This window comes from Cryobacterium sp. SO2 (assembly GCF_026151165.2).
Classification (GTDB): Bacteria; Actinomycetota; Actinomycetes; order Actinomycetales; family Microbacteriaceae; genus Cryobacterium.
Window position 1 is genome coordinate 295,446 of the sequence record NZ_CP117849.1, and the last position, 18,002, is coordinate 313,447.

Consider the following 18,002-nt stretch of genomic DNA (forward strand, 5'->3'; position numbering starts at 1 on the left):
CGCTTTCGCGACGTCCGGGTCAGACGGCCTTGGCCAGGAACGCCTCGAGGATGCTGCGGGGGAGCGGGAACGGCACCAGACCGTCGGCCGCATGCGGCGCCGACGGCGGCGACCCCCGGGTCGCCAGCGCATCCTCAGCGGTGCCCAGTGACAGCACCTGGTCGTGCAGGCGCTCCATGTCGATGTCCAGCCGGTTGGCCACGTCGGCGGCCTGCTTGAGCTCACCGACCAGGGCGCTGGGCACGGCTCCGTCGTACTTGTAGAAGATCTTGTGCTCGAGGCTGGCCCAGAAGTCCATCGCCACGGTGCGGATCTGCACCTCGACGGTCACGGGCTGCACCCGGTCGGACATGAACACCGGGATCGCGACGATCAGGTGCAGGCTCTTGTAGCCGTTCGGCTTGGGATCCTTGATGTAGTCCTTGACCTGCAGCACCGTGATGTCCTGCTGGCTGGTGAGCATCTCGAGCACCCGGTAGGTGTCCGAGATGAAGCTGCAGGTGATGCGGATGCCGGCGATGTCCTGGATGTTCTCCCGGATGCCCTCGAGGTCGAGCGGGTAGCCCTTGCGGTTCGCCTTCTTGAGGATCCCCTCCGGCGACTTCAGCCGGTGGCTGACATGCTCGATCGGGCTGTAGTCGTGGATCGCGCTGAACTCTTCCTTGAGGATGTTGACCTTGGTCATCATCTCGTCGGTCGCGAACTTGTACGACATCATGAAGCGCGTGAGCTCGGTGCGGATGGCCTGGAGGTCGTTCGGCCATTCGACATCCTGGTCGGTCAACGAGTGCTCCCTTATCGGCGGTGGCCCCGCGAACGGCGACGGCCACCTTGAGTCTGCCACCCCCCGCATCCGGACTCGCTGGGAGCGGGCTGGGAGAGGGGGTGGCAGACCCGGTGAACGGTACGCGTCGGCGTTCTGTGGATCAGCCCTGCAGCCAGGCGGTGGTGTCGCCGGGCAGGGTGCGGTCGACCAGGACCTCGCTGGCCACGAGCACCTCGCCGGCCGGAAGCTCGACGGGCGTCTGGCCCGTGTTCGCCACGACAATGACATTCCCGTTTCGGAATACGAGCACGTCGGGCCCGGGGGAGGCGAGCCATTCCACCGAACCGAGGCCGAGGCCCCGCTCGCGGCGCAGGGCGAGCGCCCGCGTGTACAGGTCGAGCGTGGAGCCGTCGACGCCCTGCTGCGCGTCGCGGGCCAGAGTGGCCCATTCGGCGGGCTGGGGCAGCCAGCTGTTCGAGCTCGGGCCGAAGCCGTACGACGGCGATGCCGACTCCCACGGGATCGGCACCCGGCAGCCGTCGCGGCCGTAGCGTTCTCCGTTGGTGCGGAACCAGGTGGGGTCCTCGCGGGAGGAGTCCGGCAGGTGGATGACCTCGGGCAGGCCGAGCTCCTCACCCTGGTAGATGTAGCTGGAACCGGGCAGCGAGAGCATCAGCGCCGAGGCGGCGCGGGCGCGGCGCAGGCCCACCGCGGTATCGGGCAGCCCGACGGTGTTCGGGCCGATGCCGTGACCCTGCAGGTTGTCCGCCGTGAGGGCCAGCCTGGAGGCGTGTCGCACGACATCGTGGTTGGAGAGCACCCAGGTGCTCGGGGCGCCGACGGCGCTGAACGCGGCGAGGGAGTCGTCGATGACGCGGCGGAGCGGAGCGGCCTGCCACGGGGTCTCCAGGTAGGCGAAGTTGAACGCCTGGTGCATCTCGTCCGGGCGCACCCACTGGGCCACTCGGTTGAGCGGGTCGACCCAGGCCTCGGCGGCGAGGATGCGGTCGCCGTCGTACTCGTCGAGCACGAGGCGCCAGTCGCGGTAGATGTCGTGCACGCCGTCCTGGGCCCAGTACGGGGCGCCGGCGACGGGCTCGGCGACGACGCCGGGCTCGAGCGACGTTGCGCCGCCCATGCTGCCGCCGTCGACGGGCGGGGTGTAGTCGGGCAGACCCTTGGCCTTGATCATGCCGTGCGCGACATCCACCCGGAAGCCGTCGACGCCGCGGTCGAGCCAGAACCGGAGGACGGCGCGGAACTGCGTGCGCACCCACTCGTTGTCCCAGTCGAAGTCGGGCTGGGTGGTGTCGAAGAGGTGCAGGTACCACTGGCCGGGGGTGCCGTCTGGGTCGGTCGTGCGAGTCCAGGCGTTTCCACCGAACACGGACTCCCAGTTGTTCGGCGGCAGTTCGCCGTTTTCGCCGCGACCGTCGCGGAAGATGTAGTGCCCGCGCTCCTCGCTGCCGGGGCCGGCGGCCAGAGCGGCCTGGAACCACGGGTGGTCGCTGGAGGAGTGATTGGGCACGATGTCGACGATCACCCGGATGCCGAGCGCGTGCGCGGCTGCCTGCATGCTGTCGTAGTCGGCGAGGCTGCCGAAGAGCGGATCGACGTCGCAGTAGTCGGAGACGTCGTAGCCGGCATCCCGCTGCGGCGACGTGTAGAACGGCGACAACCAGATGGCGTCGACGCCCAGTTCGGCCAGCTGCGGCAGGCGCGACTGGATGCCCGCGAGGTCGCCCATGCCGTCGCCGTTGGCGTCAGCGAACGACCGTGGGTAGATCTGATAGATAACGGCGGTACGCCACCACTCTGTGCCTGTCATGACGCACACACTACGGCATTCCGGCCTATGTGCAAGCGCTTCCACTAATCGGCTGTTTCAAACGCGCTCGTGAGCTGTAGATAACCACACACTGGGTTGCCATTCGAAGAATTGGCAGGTATACATGTAACCGCTTGCACAAATGTCAATGTTGATTATGAAAGGCACACCAATGATGGTGAAGAAGAATGGCCTGCTCGCCGCCGGCGCGATAGCTGTCGCCGCGTCCCTGGCCCTAGCCGGATGCTCGGCGGGTTCGAGCTCGAGCGGCACCACGTCCGATGCCGATTCGAGCACGTTGACCGTCTGGGTGGACGCCGACCGCGCCGCCGTGCTGAAGGACGCCGCAGCGGCCTTCACCAAGGAGTCCGGGGTCAAGGTCAAGCTCGTGCAGAAGGACTTCGCCAAGATCCAGGAGGAGTTCATCGCCCAGGTCCCCACCGGGAAGGGCCCGGACATCACCATCGCCGCGCACGACTGGCTCGGTAACTTCGTGAGCAACGGCGTGGTGCAGCCCGTCGAGCTCGGCGACACCGCGGCCGACTACCAGCAGGTCGCCGTCACCGCCATGAGTTACGAGGGCAAGACCTACGGCGTGCCGTACTCGATCGAGAACATCGCACTGCTGCGCAACACCGCGCTGGCTGCCGAGGCCCCGGCCACCTTCGACGACATGACCGCCGCGGGCGTCGCCGCCGGCACCGAATTCCCCTACCTCGTGCAGATCGGCCCCGAGGCCGACCCGTACCACCTGTACCCGTTCCAGACCTCGTTCGGCGCCCCGGTGTTCGGCACCAACGCCGACGGCAGCTACAACCCCGACGACCTCACCGTGGGCAATGCCGGGGGCGAAGCCTTCGCCACCTGGCTGGCCGCAGAGGGCGCGGCGGGCCGGATGAGCGTGAACCTCACCGGCGACATCGCCAAGGAGAAGTTCTACGCGGGAGCTTCCCCGTTCCTGCTCACCGGACCGTGGAACGTGCCGGACGCCCAGGCTGCCGGCATCGACGTCTCCGTCGACCCGATCCCGTCCGCCGGGGGCCAGGTCGCCCAGCCGTTCGTGGGCGTGCAGGGCTTCATGGTGAGCGCCAAGACCAAGAACGCCATCGCCGCGAACGAGTTCCTGGTGAACTACATCGGCAGCGAAGAGGTGCAGACCGCACTCTACGACGTGGGTGGCCGCCCGCCGGCACTGACCGCCGCCTTCGAGGCCGCCAGCTCCGACCCGATCACCGCCGGTTTCGGCGCCGTCGGCGCCACCGCCGTGCCGATGCCCAACATCCCGCAGATGGGCAAGGTCTGGCAGTTCTGGGGCGTCACCGAGGCCGCGATCATCAGCAACCAGGGCGACCCGGTTGAGCTCTGGCAGAAGATGACCGCGGACATCGCGGCCGCCATCCAGTAATCAGCACCACCAAGCACCACCAAGCACCACCGGGTGCGCCCGGCCTCACCGGGGCCGGGCGCACCGCACCATCCGCAGCACCCGGCCTTCGGGCACGCCGGCACCGATGCCGGCAGAGAGCAGACAATGATGACTACCTCCGCACCCGAGCGCGATCGGGCCCAGATCGTCGCAGCCAAGAAGCAGCGGCAGGCGAGCCGCATCGCGGAGGCCGCATCCGCCGGCATCAAGGTGCTGTTGCTCAAGGTGCTGCTGCTCGGCATCGTGGACGCGATCAGCGTCTATGCGCTCTTCGTGCTCTTCATCAAGCAGGACTGGCTGGTCTTCGGCCTCGTGCTGCTGGTCACGATCATCGTCAATGTGATCTACTTCCGCGCCAAGGGTCTGCCGGCCAAATACCTCACGCCCGGCCTGATCTTCCTGCTGATCTTCCAGATCTTCGTCGTCGGCTACTCCGGCTACATCGCCTTCACCAACTACGGCACCGGCCACAACAGCACCAAGGATGACGCGGTCAACTCCCTGATCCTCTCCTCCCAGGAGCGGGTGCCCGACTCGCCCAGCTACGCCGTCACCGTGCTCGAACAGGCCGGCGCCTACAGCTTCCTGGTCACCGACCCCGACGGCGAGATCAGCGTCGGCAACCCGGATGCGCCGCTGAAGCCGGTCACGGACGCCGAGACGGATGCCTCCGGCCAGGCCATCAGCCTGCCTGGCTACACCACGCTCAACTTCGCCGACATCGTGGCCAACCAGGAGGCCATCGCGGCCCTCGCGGTGCCCGTCTCGGACGACCCCAACGACGGCAGCCTCCGCACCCCGGACGGCTCCGCCGCCTACCTCTACCTCTCCGACCTGGTCTACGACGAAGCGGCCGGCACCATGACCGACGCCGGCACCGGCGTGGTCTACACCGAGGACCCCTCCCAGGGCTCCTTCGTCGCCGAGGACGGCGCCGACCTGCAGCCCGGCTGGAAGGTGGAGGTGGGACTGGCCAACTTCGCCAAGGCCTTCGGCACCGACTCCATCCGCGGCCCGCTGATCAGCGTGACCCTGTGGACCTTCGCGTTTGCGTTCCTCTCGGTGGCCACCACCTTCGCGCTCGGCCTGTTCCTGGCCATTGTCTTCAACGACCTGCGGATGCGCGGACGCAACGTCTATCGGGTCGTCATGATCCTGCCGTACGCGTTCCCCGCGTTCCTCTCCGCCCTGGTCTGGGCCGGCATGCTCAACCCGCAGTTCGGCTTCATCAACCAGGTCTTGTTCGGCGGGGCGGAGATCCCCTGGCTCACCAACGAGTGGCTGGCCAAGTTCAGCATCATCTTCGTCAACCTCTGGCTGGGCTTCCCCTATATGTTCCTGGTCTGCACCGGCGCGCTGCAGTCGATCCCCGGCGAGTTGCAGGAGGCGGCCACCGTGGACGGCGCTCGGCCCTGGCAGGTCTTCCGGCTGATCAAGCTGCCCTTGCTGCTGGTGTCGGTCTCGCCGCTTCTGATCGCGTCGTTCGCGTTCAATTTCAACAACTTCAATCTCATCTACATGCTCACCAACGGCGGGCCCAGAGACGTCACGGCCGGGGTGAACGTCGGCGCCACCGACATCCTCATCTCGATGGTCTACAAGGTGGCCTTCGTCGGCGCCAACCGCGACTACGGGCTGGCCAGCGCCTTCTCGATCCTCATCTTCGTGCTCGTCGCGCTCGTGTCGATCATCAGCTTCAGACAGACCAAGGCACTAGAGGAGTTGAACTGAGATGGCGACCACGACTATCGCAGCCCCCACCGGCACGGACTACATCCCCGCCAAGCACCCGTTCAACGTCGGCCGCTGGTTCCGCGCCACCGGCTGGCGCCATCTGGTCGGCGCCGTCATGGTGGTCTTCTCCGCCTTCCCCCTGCTGTACGTGCTCTCGGCGTCGCTGCACCCCGGCGGCACCCTGATCACCGCCAACGGCCTGTTCAGCGAGGTGGACCTGGGCAGTTACGTCACCCTGTTCAACCTGCCGCAGCAGCCGTACGCGGCCTGGTACGGCAACACCCTGCTGATCGGCGGCATCACCTCGGCCGGCACGGTGTTCCTCGGCGCGCTGGCCGCGTACTCCTTCTCCCGGATGCGTTTCGTCGGCCGTCGCGCCGGCCTGCTGATGCTCGTGCTCGTGCAGATGTTCCCGCAGCTGCTCGCCGTCGTGGCGATCTTCCTGCTGCTCAACGGCATCTCCGACATCTTCCCGGCCATCGGCCTGGACACCCAGATCGGCCTGATCATGGTCTACCTCGGCGGCGCCCTCGGCGTGAACACCTACCTGATGTACGGCTTCTTCAACACGATCCCGGCTTCCATCGACGAGGCCGCCAAGCTCGACGGCGCCGGCCACGCCCGGATCTTCTTCACGATCATCCTGCGGCTGGTCGCGCCCATCCTCGCCGTGGTCGGGCTGCTGTCGTTCGTGGGCACCACCAACGAGTTCGTGATCGCGAGCATCGTGCTGATCACTCCGGAGAAGCAGACCCTCGCGGTGGGCCTGTACCAGTTCGTCTCGCAGGAGTTCTCCAGCAACTACTCGGTCTTCGCGGCCGGCGCGGTGCTCGCCGCCCTGCCCGTGATGGCGCTGTTCCTTTGGCTGCAGAAGTACATCGTCGGTGGCCTGACGGCCGGATCGGTCAAGTAATTTACCCAATGCGCCCGGCCCACTTGCTCCCGCACTACCTGCTCCCGCACCATGACGGCTCGCCGCTCTACGTCTCCACCCAGGCGCCCATGCTCGGCGACACCGTCACCGTGCGGCTGCGCATCCCGCTGACCTTCGGTGACGTCACGATGGTGCGCACCCGCTCCAACCCCGACCGGGAGCCGCGGTTCGACGAGGCGCGACCGATCGGGTCGACCGGCGCGGGCGATGACGGATACGCCTGGTGGGCCGCCGACCTCGTGGTGGAGAACCCGGTGCACGGCTATAGGTTTCTGCTCAGCCTGGCCGACGGCAGCCACTGCTGGCTGAACGCCAGCGGGCTGCACGACATCGAGACCCTCGACGCCGAGGACTTCAAGCTCGTCGCCCACCCGGCACCACCGGACTGGGCTGCGACGAGCGTGATGTACCAGGTCTTCCCCGACCGGTTCGCCCGCTCCGCCGCCGCCGGCCAGCGCCAGGCGCCGGACTGGGCGATGCCCGCGGAGTGGGACGACGCCGTGGACCAGCTCCCGCCGGGCCGCTCGCACCAGTTCTACGGCGGGGACCTCGACGGCATCACCGAGCACCTCGACCACCTCGAGCGGCTCGGCGTCACCCTGCTCTACCTCACCCCGGTGTTCCCCGGCCGCTCCAACCATCGGTATGACGCGTCCGGTTTCGCCGAGGTCGACCCGCTACTCGGCGGCGACCCCGCGCTCATCCGCCTCGTCGAGGCCGCCCACGCCCGCGGGCTCCAGGTGATCGGCGACCTCACCGCCAACCACTCCGGCGACGGCCACGAGTGGTTCCAGGCCGCGCACCACACCCCGGATGCCCCGGAGAGCTCCTTCTACTACTGGCTCGACCCCGAGCAGCACGACTACATGTCCTGGCTGGGCGTGCCCGCACTGCCCAAGTTCAACTGGACCTCCCCGGAGCTCCGCCGCCGGTTCATCGACGGCCCGGACTCGGTGGCGGCCCGTTGGCTGAAGCCGCCGTTCAATCTGGACGGCTGGCGCATCGACGTGGCGAACATGACCGGCCGGCTCGGCGACGACGACCTCAACGCGGAGGTGCGCCAGACCATCCGCCGCACCATGATCGACGTGAATCCCGACACCATCCTGCTCGGCGAATTCACCAACGACGCCTCCGGGGACTTTCAGGGCGACGCCTGGCACGGCGCGATGACCTATGCCAACTTCACCCGGCCGCTCTGGTCGTGGCTGGCCCGGCCCGACCCGGTGTCGTCGTTCTTCGGGCTGCCGCTGGGCAGCATTCCGGCGCACACCGGCGAGCAGTTCCACCGGGCGCACACCCGCTTCGCCGCAGGCTTCCCCTGGCGCACCCGGCTGGCCACCATGAACGCTCTCGACACCCACGACACGGCCAGGTTCCGCACCCACGCCGACGCCGAGGCGGTGCCCGTGGCCGTGGGCCTGTCGGTGACCCTGCCGGGCATCCCGGTGGTCTTCGCCGGCGACGAGTTCGGCCTGGTCGGCGTCGACGGCGAGCACTCCCGTACCCCGATGCCGTGGGGGAGTGCGGCCGAGCCGGCCGTCGCCGCGACCATCGACCTGTACGCGGAGCTGATCGGCCTCCGTCGCAGCCACGAGGCGCTGAGCACCGGTGGTCTGCGCTGGTTCCACGTGGGCGACGACGCTCTCGTGTACGTGCGCGAGAGCGAGCAGGAGACGGTGCTGCTGCTGGCGGCCCGCGCCGCCGCCGACGTGACCCTGCCCGGCTGGGTGCTGCCCGTCGGCGGCGGTGCCGGTGCAGTGCCGCCCGAGGTCGGAACGGCCGTCGCCACGGTGTCCGACGCCGGCCTCCGCCTCGTCGCCACCGGCGCATCCTTCACCGCCTGGGTGCTGCCCGGCGTCACAATTCCGCCGGATGCCCACCTCGTGTCGCCGAGGGGTCTCGCGAGGTGATAATGTTTACCGGTTGCCAAAAGCACGGTTTAGCTTCAGAACTATGAAGTTTTGCCCCCTTAGCTCATTGGTAGAGCACTTCCTTGGTAAGGAAGAGGTAGTGGGTCCGATTCCCACAGGGGGCTCAGGCTTGAGAGCTAGGCTCTGAAAGTCGCGGCGGGGTAGCTCAGTTGGTTAGAGCACACGGCTCATAATCGTGGTGTCGCGGGTTCAATTCCCGCTCCCGCTACACACAAAGGCCCTTTGATCTGGATTTCTTCCGATCACGGGGCCTTTCTCTTTGGCGTTGCATTGCGCCGCGCCGCTCTGGATCCCGGTCTAGGCCTGGAATTCGGGTAAGCCCACAAGGTCTCAACCGTTTCGGCAGGCATGGCATCCCTTTTCCCGAGACTCATGCACTGACCATTGACATATATAGTCCTACATGGGACTCTTTCTGTATGCACATGTCCACCTCTCAAGCCGCCAGCGAACTGGGAATCAGCGCGCGCCAGGTAAGGCGATCCGCGGCCAATGGACGCATCGTTGCCACCAAGTACGGCGCATCCCACGCTTTTTCCCAGCGTCAGGTGCAGGCTCTCGAACGCACAGCGCACCGAGGCCGCAACTGGACTGACACGGTGCAAAAGGCTGCGCTTGACCTTCTCGCGACTGGTACAACCACCGAGCTGAGCAGCACTGAACGAAGCCGCCTCAAGCAGCGCATCCGAACGTCCGACGTGGGCGCGCTGGCGGGTCAGATCCTGCGAGGGCGGGTGTCTCTGAGACGAGCCGCAAGCGACGAGGCCAAGAGCCGTTTCCTAGCCGGGCTAGCCAGCGAGCTTGGCCTCTCTGGAGGCGGCGGATTAGGTGTGCTCGTCGCACAAGACGCCAATCGCGCGGCCAGAAAGGCCCGTCTGGGCCTCGATGATGCAGGCGACATCGCAGTCGTTGAAGGCGAAGAGATGCACCGAAAAGCTCTTGAGGCCCTGGCGTTGTATGCGTATGGCGACTCGCGCGAAAGCTCGGCCGCGTCCCACTGGCTCGCATTCGCGCAACAAGCGCTATGAGCGAACTGCCGATGGTCGGCCGTCCGCTGGTCAACCTCTATGCTCGCTCCAGCACATGGGAAGAACCCCCATGGCCCTCAGCGTTCGAGCTCGCGCGACTGCTGCCGCACAGCTCCTGGACTCTGGTCGGCGGCCTCATGGTGAAGTTGCATGCCGAGTTGGCTGAGCTCCCCGCCCCACGCACGACAGTAGACGTGGACGCTGCTCTCCACCTCGAAACTGAGGCGACCACATTTCCCCAGGCCGCCGCGCTCCTACAGGGGGCCGGCTACGTTCTGGATAGATCCACCAAACACGCATATCGCTTCGATCGCGGCCAGGATCGGGTGGACCTCATGTGCGCCGACCGGCAGATCATCATCAAGCACCCTCGATACGACGGCCGGCCACTCTTCGGAATCCCCGGGGGGACCAGGGCGCTCCAGCAGACGATCAACATAGACGTGCTGACGGCGGTGGACACCGTCCGGCTCGTCGTCCCCACCGTTCGCGGCGCGCTGGTGCTCAAAGGAGCCGCCTATCTAGCGGACTCCCGACATCGAGGCCGCCACGCTGAAGACGCCGTGGTGCTCCTGGCCTGCATGGACGATGCCAGCGAAGCGCTGCTCGGGCTGAGCCAACAGAGTCGGGGGCGGCTACGCGCGCTCGTGAAAGTGCTGACCGAGCAGACAGCGCCTTGGGCGAACCACGATGCCGTGGTCCAGTCGCTTGCACGAGAGACGCTTGATGAATTGGCTGAGTTGCTTGGCACGTAGTCCGATGCGTGGCGCTGGATACTCGCTGGAACGGGCAACGTCTTCGAGCTGGCGCAACGATGCTCGACCTGCCAGAGTTTTGAACCGGCTGGTGCTGGTTCATCACCGCCTTGGAGGTGCTGGCCACGAGAGGCCCCACTCATTGTTCTCGCTTGACCTCGTGGTCCGACCGCTCGCACCGCTCGATGGATAGGCTCACTGCATGATCGACGTTCCCGATGACCTGGACAGGTGCGAACTCGTCCCGGGTGTCTCGGAGCATCGATGGTCACGCATCACGCGGGTGGTGGTGGGCGTGCTGAGCATCATGTCCGGTGTGATGATCTTCGTCGTCACGAAAGCTCTTCAGAATCAATCCGGGGTGAGCACGCAGGGCCTCGTCGCGGTTGCGGCGGGGTTCGGACTTCCCGTTCTGGTCCTCATCGGCCTCACTATCGTCCGTGGTCGCCGCGGAAACCTCGAGGCGGCCGCTGGCTACACAACGCTGACGAACGGTCGTCTTGATCTCAATCAACTCGACCCGATCACCGGCGTCGTCCTACGCAGAGCCGGCTCGGTCATCTTCCGGAAGCCCAAGCACGATGCTGCCGCTGGGGGAACGACCTCCGGACCGTCTACCTACGCGCCACAGCCCGACAGTGTCGTGCGGTTCGTCGATGATCCTCCGTCCCCGCTGAAGACCGTAGCCATCTGGGGCCTCGTGACCATTGGGATTGGGATGATCGCCGTCGCCCTCAGCCTGGTGAACGGGAGCTCACACGGCCAGAGCGCCGATGATCTGTCGTTCCCGCAGCTCGGCCGCATCGTGCTCGGAGGGTGCGGAATTCTCGTGGCCCTCACCCTCGGGGGTGCCGCCGTGTCTCACCGCGCCAAATTGCGGGCAGCCAGGAGGGTTCGACCAGACGCCTGTGTCTTCCTGACGCAGCGCACCCCGCAACTCCTCGACGCGCTGAGGAACATTCGTGCCGACCGACCACGACTGCCTCAATACTTCGCCGTCACACTCGGAACGCAAGGAATCGAATTGTGGGGTCGCAAACGATCTGAGGTGCCCCGCTTTGTATTGCCTTGGAAGGACATCGAGTATGTGCATCCCGGCCGTCTTTCCGTTGAGTTCGCACAAGACTTCAGTGTCACGGTTCAGGCCCTCCACTTCTTCCAGAGTGTCGATGGGCGCCCCATAGACCTACCGTTCACGATGCTCGGCCCACGCGGATTCAATCGAGCCGCAACTCGGGATGCCAATAAGATCCTGAGCGCCTGCTCCCGCTTCACAAAGATCCGCTGACTGATCCACGGCCGCGATCGCGGCGTCGACGTGGCCGTGCCGGAGTCATGCCCTCACAGTCAGCCATTCGGGGCGGGGCGTGAGGGGCACGGGGGTGGGACGCTCGGCCGTGGTGGTCAGGTCGACGCGGCGGCCCTCGGTGGCGGCGCGCTGCAGCGACTCCATCACGTCGAGAACGTGCAGGGCGAGTTCGCCGCTGGCGCGCGGCGCGGTGCGGTGCGGCGTGCGGATCTGGTCGAGCAGGCCGATGCCGCGGGCGCCGTCGGCGTAGCCGGCCAGCGGGTCGAGCAGGTGGAAGCCGCCGTCGTTGACGCGCCGGAGGCTGGTGGGGCCGTCGAAGGTGTTCGGGTCGCCCACGGCGAGGGTGCCGTCGGTGCCGTGCACCTCGAGCGGCGACGCCACGGTGGCGCCGGAGTCGAAGCTCATCGTGATGGTCGACAGGGCACCGCTGTCGTGTTCGAGCACGCCGGTGACATGGGTGTCGACGAAGACCGGGATGCTCTCGCCGGCCCGCGGCCCGGTGCGGATGATCCGGTGGTCGTGCGGCCGGCTGGACGAGCCGGTGACCGAGCGGATGGGTCCGAGCAGGTGAACCAGCGCGGTGATGTAGTACGGGCCCATGTCGAAGAGCGGGCCGCCGCCCTCGCGGTAGTAGAAGTCCGGGTGGGGGTGCCAGAGCTCGTGCCCGGCCGTGACCATCACCGCCGACGCAGCCACCGGGCGGCCGATCAGGCCGTCGTCGATGGCGGCGCGGGCGGTCTGGATGCCGGTGCCGAGCACGGTGTCCGGTGCGGAGCCGACGCTCAGGCCGGCATGGGTCGCGGCCGCGAGGATGCTGCGGCCCTCGACCAGCGTCACCGCCAGCGGCTTCTCGCCGTAGACCTGCTTGCCCTGGGTCAGGGCCCCGAGCGCGATTTCGGCGTGCGCGGCCGGGGTGGTGAGGTTGAGCACGGTGTCGACCTCGTCGCTGGCGAGCAGCTCGGCCACGGTCATCGCCTGGGCCGCCGGCAGGCGGGCGGCTACCGACCGGGCGCGCTCGGCATCCAGATCGGCCACGGCCGTGATGACCACGGCGTCGCTGGCCGCCAGCGTCTCGAGGTAGGCGGCGGAGATGACGCCCAGGCCCACGATGCCCACGCGGTGCGGTGTCAGGTCTCGATTGGTGTGCGACTCGCCCACAGCATTCCCCTTTCGATGATGGTGCGAACAGAGGCGTCTTCGAGCACGTCCAGGCTGTGCCCGGGCGTCGTCACGACGATCCGGCCCTCGCCCCACCGCCGGGTCCAGACCACCGGTGACGTCACCGGCCGGTGCCACGGCTGCCAGGGCTGGGCCGGATGCGTCGTCGTCGCGAGCACGTCGCACAGGTCGTCGTGCAGCACCCAGTACTGCTCGGTGGTGAGGCTGAAGTCGGCCAGGCCCGCGGTGACCGGATGCGCGTGGCCCGCGGCGGTGACGCTGACGCGGTACTCGAGGTAGTTGTCCTCCTCGCCGCCGACCACGAACTCCGGCGCTTTCGACGGGTGCGTCACGAACTGGCCGCCCACGAGCTGCAGGTAGTCGGAGGACGCCCGGTAGGAGTCGGCGATGCCGCCGTGCCAGCCGGTCAGGCCCGTGCCGGCGGCGACGGCATCCCGCAGCCCGGCCACCTGCTCGGCCGTGATCTCGCTCATCGTGACGCACTGCACGATGAGGTCGATGCCGGCCATCACCCCGGCGTCGGCGTAGACGGCCGGGGACTCCTCGATCCGCACCTCGTAGCCGTGCTCTCTGAGGAACGGCACGAACAGCTCGGTGCTCGCCACCGGATGGTGGCCGTCCCAACCGCCGCGCACGATCAGTGCCTGCATGCTTGCCTCCTCATCGTTGAGCCGGGTGAAAACGTCAGCCGTGCGGTGGTGCCGTCGTGGCCCGGCGCACCAGCCCGGTCGGCAGCCGAATGTGGTTCTGCGGCAGCGTCTCCCCGTTCAGCAGTGCCACAAGCATCCCGGCCGCCGTGGCGCCGAGCTTCTTCATCGGCTGCCGGATGGTGGTGAGCGCCGGATTCATCTGCGAAGCCTCCGGAATGTCGTCGAAGCCGATCACCGACAGGTCGCCCGGCACCTCGAGGCCGAGCTCCGCGGCCACCTGGATGATGGCGATGGCCGAGAGGTCGTTGGCGGCGAACACCGCCGTGGGGCGGTCGGTCATCGACAGCAGCGATGCGGCGGGGGCCTTGGCCGTGTCTCGCTTGTACAGGCCCACCCGCACCAGGGCGGGGTTGAACTGGATACCCGCATCCGCCAGCGCCTGCCGGTAGCCGGCTTCGCGCAGCGTGGCCGAGCGGAGGTCGGGGCGGCCGGCCAGGAAGCCGATCCGGCGGTGGCCGAGTTCGATGAGGTAGCGGGTGGCCTGCAGGGCGCCGCCGAAGCTGTCCGACTCCACGGTGGGAAGGTCGGCGCGGCCGGTGTGCGGGTCGATGGCCACGACGGGGATCTCGGCCGAGGTGGTGTCGACGGTGGGCGTGACCATGATCGCGCCATCGATCAAGGTGCCGCTCAGCCGGCTGAGTGATCGCCGCTCCCAACCGTTGGTCTCCCGCTGCCGGGAGCCGCTGTAGGCGAGCAGGTCATAGCGGGAATCCGCCAGCGCGACGCCGACGCCCTTGAGGATCTCGGCGCTGAACGGTTCGAAATCGGCCACCAGGATGCCGATGACGCTGGTGCGGCGCGAGCGCATGCTGCTGGCCACGAGGCTCGACTCGTAGCCCAGCTGTTGCACGACGTCGAGCACCCTGGCGGTGGTCGAGGCCGAAATTCCGTAGCGGCCGTTGACCGCTTTGGACACCGTGGCCACCGAGACGCCGGCCGCGGCGGCGACGTCATGGATGGTGGCACGGGGAGTCATGGGATCAGCATAGGCGAGATGGAAACTGATTTCGAAAACGTTTGACACTTCTTTTTGCCGCTGTGACACTGAGGCAATTCCCCACCACCTCAACGAAGAGAAAAAGGTTGAACCAATGAAGGTGAACCACACCACGGCGAAGAGAATCTTCGCGGGAACCATGGTCCTGGGCCTCGGCGCCCTGGGCCTCACGGCCTGCAGCGGCGCGTCAGACGGAGCGTCCTCCGGCGGCGACGTCACGATGAGCCTCTGGCAGAACTCCACCACGGGCCCCGGCCAGGAATTCTGGGACAAGACCGTCGCGGACTTCGAGGCCGACAACCCCGGCGTCACCATCGACGTGCAGGCGATCCAGAACGAAGACCTCGACGGCAAGCTGCAGACCGCGCTCAACTCCGGCGACGCACCCGACATCTTCCTGCAGCGCGGCGGCGGCAAGATGGCCGCCATGGTCGCGGCCGGCCAGCTGATGGACATCACCGGTGGCATCTCCGACCAGGTGAAGGAGGAGATCCCCGAGGGCTCGTTCATCGCGAACAGCCTCGAGGACAAGATCTACGCCATGCCCGTCGCGGTTCTGCCCGGCGGCATCTTCTACAGTCAGGACCTCTTCGACGCGGCCGGGATCACCGAGACCCCCACCACGATTGATGACCTCGAGGCCGACGCCGCCAAGCTCAAGGCCACCGGGGTCGCTCCGATCGCTCTCGGCGCCAAAGACGCCTGGCCGGCCGCGCACTGGTTCTACTTCTTCGCCCTCCGCGAGTGCAGCCCTGACGTGCTGGCCGAGGCCGCCGACACCAAGGACTTCAGCGACGGCTGCTGGATCAAGGCCGGCGAAGACCTGCAGAGCTTCGCCGACACCGAGCCCTTCAACGACGGCTTCCTCACCACCGCCGCTCAGCAGGGTGCCGGCAGTTCCGCCGGTCTGGTGGCCAACCACCAGGCGGCCATGGAGCTGATGGGTGCCTGGAACCCCGGCGTCATCGCCTCTCTCACCCCCGACACCAAGCCGCTTGCTGACCTGTCCTGGTTCCCGTTCCCCGAGGTGTCCGGCGGCGACGGTGAGCCCGGCTCGATCCTCGGCGGCGTGGATGGCTACTCCTGCTCGGTCTCGGCCCCGCCGGAATGCCTCGACTTCCTCAACTACATCGGCAGCTCCGACGTGCAGAAGGAGTACTACGCGGCCTTCAACGCCCCGCCCGTGAACACCGTGGCGCAGGAAGCCGTCACCGAGCCCTACCTCAAGGAGATCATCGCGGCCTACAACGCGGCCCCGTACGTCTCGCAGTGGCTCGACACCGTCTACGGCCAGAACGTCGGCAACGCCCTGAACGTGGGCGTGGTCGACCTGCTCGCCGGCAAGGGCAGCCCGGAGCAGCTCATCCAGGCGGTCAACGACGCAGCCAAGAAGGCCTAGGCGCGCTCATGTCGGTTCGCGAGAATACTTCAACGCGATTAGAGGTGGATCTCGCGAAGGGCGGGGTCGCGGGCGTCACGCCCGCGGCCCCGCCCGTGCGGCGCCGCCGCCGCACGTCAGTGGGGGCCAGGGTCGAGATCGCGGTTCTCGTCGGACCGGCCCTGATCGTCTTCCTCGGCTTTGTGATCTTCCCCGTCGTCATGGCGGCCTACTACGGCTTCTTCAGCTGGCAGGGCTACGGCCCGCCCACCGTCTTCGTCGGGTTCCGCAACTACATCACGATCATCCAGGACCCCACCTTCCAGGAAGCCCTCACCCACAACGGCATCATCGTGGTGCTCTCCCTCCTGCTGCAGGGTCCGGTCGCGATCCTCCTGGCGCTGCTGCTCAATCGCAAGCTGCGCGGCCAGTCCCTCATCCGGGTGCTCATCTTCGTGCCGTACGTGATCTCCGAGGTCGTCGTCGGCACCGGCTGGAGCCTGATGCTGCAGTCCAACGGCGCCGTGAACGGCCTGCTGGAGAAGCTCGGGCTTGGGGCTTTCACCCAGGACTGGCTGTCGAACCCGGACATAGCCATCTGGACCCTGATGGTGATCATCACCTGGAAGTACGTCGGCTTCGCCGTGATCCTCTTCCTTGCCGGCCTGCAGGGCATCCCGGAGGAGCTGCCGGAGGCGGCCGCCATCGACGGGGCGTCGTTCTGGCAGATCCAACGGCACATCACCTTGCCGCTTTTGGCACCCACGCTGCGCATCTGGGCGTTCCTGTCGATCATCGGCGCCCTGCAGCTCTTCGACCTCGTCTACATCATCTGGGGTCAGTACATCTCCTCCACCGCGGGAACGTCGACCATGGCGACCTATCTCGTGGCGAACGGCCGGAACGCCGGCAACTACGGCTACGGGAACGCCGTCGCCGTGGTGCTCTTCCTGATCTCGCTCGTGGTCGCGCTGATTTATCAGCGTTACGTGCTGCGCCGGGACACCGAGGGTGCCATCACAGACAAGGGGACGGAAAAATGACCGCGCTCATCACGCCCGCTGTGGCGCTGCCGCCGGCCAATCCGCCGGCCCCGATCAAGACGAGCCGGCGGTGGGGAACCCCCGTGGCCTACGTCGTCGCCGTTCTGGTGATCGGCCTGATGCTCGCGCCGGTGCTGTTCATCATCATCGGCGGTTTCCGCACCAACGCCCAGATCACCACCGACCCGTCCGGCTGGCCCAGCGTGTGGAACATCGGCAACTACCTCGATGTGCTCACCGGCGGCATGTTCTGGCGGCTGGTGGGCAACTCCCTGATCGCCGGGCTGGCCACCACCGTCGGGGTGGTGCTGTTGGGCCTGATGGCCAGCTACGTGCTCGCCCGGTACTCGTTCCGCGGCCGCGGCATCCTGTATGCCATGTTCGCGGCCGGGCTGATGTTCCCGATGACCGTGGCCATCACACCGCTCTACCTGGTGGTGAAGAACCTGGGCCTGATGAACTCGTTGGGCGGGGTGATCTTGCCGCAGATCGCGTTCGCGCTGCCCACCACGATCATCATCCTGGTGCCGTTCCTGCGGGCCATCCCCGACGAGATCCAGGAGGCCGCCTTCATCGACGGCTGCAGCCGGCTCGGCTTCTTCTGGCGGATGATTGTGCCCCTGGCCATGCCCGGCGTCATCACCGTGGGCATCCTGGCGTTCATCGCCAGCTGGAACAGCTACCTGTTGCCGCTGTTCATCCTGAACAACGAGGCCGTGTTCACGCTGCCGCTGGGCGTGCAGTCCTTCGCGTCGCAGTACTCGGTGGACACCGCGAAGGTGCTGGCGTTCACGTCGCTGTCCATGATTCCCGCCCTGGTGTTCTTCGCCCTGTTCGAACGCCGCATCGTCGGCGGGCTGACGGGCGCGGTCAAGGGCTGACCCGCGGCCCTGCGGGGTCGCTGTCTTGCTGTTGTTGTGTCGAAGTGGAAAGAGAACGTTGTGAGCAATCCAGAACTGCCGCCGGTGTCCGAACGTGTGC

At 67.1% G+C, this 18,002-nt stretch carries 15 protein-coding genes and 2 tRNA genes; 12 read left to right on the forward strand and 5 right to left on the reverse strand.

Annotation, left to right across the window (positions count from 1 at the left end; genetic code table 11):
- Positions 1 to 19: 19 nt before the first annotated feature.
- Together BJQ94_RS01415 and BJQ94_RS01420 are read right to left on the reverse strand one after the other, a co-directional pair.
- Positions 20 to 718, reverse strand: a complete 699-nt coding sequence (locus BJQ94_RS01415; RefSeq protein WP_265400727.1) for a GTP pyrophosphokinase family protein — start codon at positions 716 to 718, stop codon at positions 20 to 22.
- Between the two features lie 208 nt (positions 719 to 926).
- A complete protein-coding gene (locus BJQ94_RS01420; RefSeq protein ID WP_265400569.1) occupies positions 927 to 2,594 on the reverse strand; it encodes a glycoside hydrolase family 13 protein in 1,668 nt (555 codons plus the stop codon).
- Positions 2,595 to 2,766: 172 nt separating this feature from the next.
- Here BJQ94_RS01420 and BJQ94_RS01425 point away from each other — a divergent pair, with 172 nt between their 5' ends.
- From BJQ94_RS01425 to BJQ94_RS01465, 9 genes are all read left to right on the forward strand, one after another.
- Positions 2,767 to 3,999, forward strand: coding sequence for a maltose ABC transporter substrate-binding protein (locus tag BJQ94_RS01425; protein WP_265400570.1), 1,233 nt, complete (start codon positions 2,767 to 2,769; stop codon positions 3,997 to 3,999).
- A gap of 126 nt (positions 4,000 to 4,125) precedes the next feature.
- A complete protein-coding gene (locus tag BJQ94_RS01430; protein WP_265400571.1) occupies positions 4,126 to 5,751 on the forward strand; it encodes an ABC transporter permease subunit in 1,626 nt (541 codons plus the stop codon).
- Between the two features lies 1 nt (position 5,752).
- Positions 5,753 to 6,667 carry a sugar ABC transporter permease gene (locus BJQ94_RS01435; RefSeq protein ID WP_265400572.1) on the forward strand — a complete coding sequence of 305 codons (915 nt, stop codon included), beginning with the start codon at positions 5,753 to 5,755 and terminating at the stop codon, positions 6,665 to 6,667.
- Positions 6,668 to 6,675: 8 nt separating this feature from the next.
- The gene (locus BJQ94_RS01440; RefSeq protein WP_265400573.1) at positions 6,676 to 8,601 is read left to right on the forward strand and encodes a glycoside hydrolase family 13 protein; all 1,926 of its coding nucleotides are present in this window, start codon (positions 6,676 to 6,678) and stop codon (positions 8,599 to 8,601) included.
- Positions 8,602 to 8,654: 53 nt separating this feature from the next.
- Positions 8,655 to 8,726 (forward strand) — tRNA-Thr (locus BJQ94_RS01445).
- 30 nt (positions 8,727 to 8,756) lie between these two features.
- A tRNA-Met gene (locus BJQ94_RS01450) sits at positions 8,757 to 8,830 on the forward strand.
- A 211-nt stretch (positions 8,831 to 9,041) separates the two neighbouring features.
- On the forward strand, positions 9,042 to 9,650 hold the full coding sequence (locus BJQ94_RS01455) for a hypothetical protein (protein WP_265400574.1): 609 nt from the start codon (positions 9,042 to 9,044) through the stop codon (positions 9,648 to 9,650).
- A complete protein-coding gene (locus tag BJQ94_RS01460) occupies positions 9,647 to 10,405 on the forward strand; it encodes a hypothetical protein (RefSeq protein WP_265400575.1) in 759 nt (252 codons plus the stop codon). The genes BJQ94_RS01455 and BJQ94_RS01460 overlap by 4 nt, the downstream gene beginning before the upstream one ends.
- A 202-nt stretch (positions 10,406 to 10,607) precedes the next feature.
- Positions 10,608 to 11,693, forward strand: a complete 1,086-nt coding sequence (locus tag BJQ94_RS01465) for a hypothetical protein (protein WP_265400576.1) — start codon at positions 10,608 to 10,610, stop codon at positions 11,691 to 11,693.
- Positions 11,694 to 11,738: 45 nt separating this feature from the next.
- On the opposite strand, the gene BJQ94_RS01470 is transcribed toward BJQ94_RS01465, so the two are convergent.
- From BJQ94_RS01470 to BJQ94_RS01480, 3 genes are read right to left on the reverse strand one after another with little or no spacing between them, the layout of a single operon-like run.
- The gene (locus tag BJQ94_RS01470; RefSeq protein ID WP_265400577.1) at positions 11,739 to 12,872 is read right to left on the reverse strand and encodes a Gfo/Idh/MocA family oxidoreductase; all 1,134 of its coding nucleotides are present in this window, start codon (positions 12,870 to 12,872) and stop codon (positions 11,739 to 11,741) included.
- Complete coding sequence (locus tag BJQ94_RS01475; protein WP_265400578.1) at positions 12,842 to 13,543, reverse strand: ThuA domain-containing protein; 702 nt, start codon at positions 13,541 to 13,543, stop codon at positions 12,842 to 12,844. Before BJQ94_RS01475 ends, BJQ94_RS01470 begins: the two co-directional genes overlap by 31 nt.
- 34 nt (positions 13,544 to 13,577) lie before the next feature.
- Positions 13,578 to 14,579 (reverse strand): LacI family DNA-binding transcriptional regulator, encoded by a 1,002-nt coding sequence (locus BJQ94_RS01480; RefSeq protein ID WP_265400579.1) that lies wholly within the window; start codon positions 14,577 to 14,579, stop codon positions 13,578 to 13,580.
- A gap of 115 nt (positions 14,580 to 14,694) precedes the next feature.
- On the opposite strand from BJQ94_RS01480, the gene BJQ94_RS01485 reads away from it, so the two are divergent.
- From BJQ94_RS01485 to BJQ94_RS01495, 3 genes are read left to right on the forward strand one after another with little or no spacing between them, the layout of a single operon-like run.
- Complete coding sequence (locus BJQ94_RS01485; protein ID WP_265400580.1) at positions 14,695 to 15,999, forward strand: extracellular solute-binding protein; 1,305 nt, start codon at positions 14,695 to 14,697, stop codon at positions 15,997 to 15,999.
- Between the two features lie 8 nt (positions 16,000 to 16,007).
- A complete protein-coding gene (locus BJQ94_RS01490) occupies positions 16,008 to 17,021 on the forward strand; it encodes a sugar ABC transporter permease (RefSeq protein ID WP_265400581.1) in 1,014 nt (337 codons plus the stop codon).
- Entirely contained in the window at positions 17,018 to 17,902 is an 885-nt protein-coding gene (locus BJQ94_RS01495) for a carbohydrate ABC transporter permease (protein ID WP_265400582.1), read from the forward strand. Before BJQ94_RS01490 ends, BJQ94_RS01495 begins: the two co-directional genes overlap by 4 nt.
- Positions 17,903 to 18,002 lie beyond the last annotated feature (100 nt).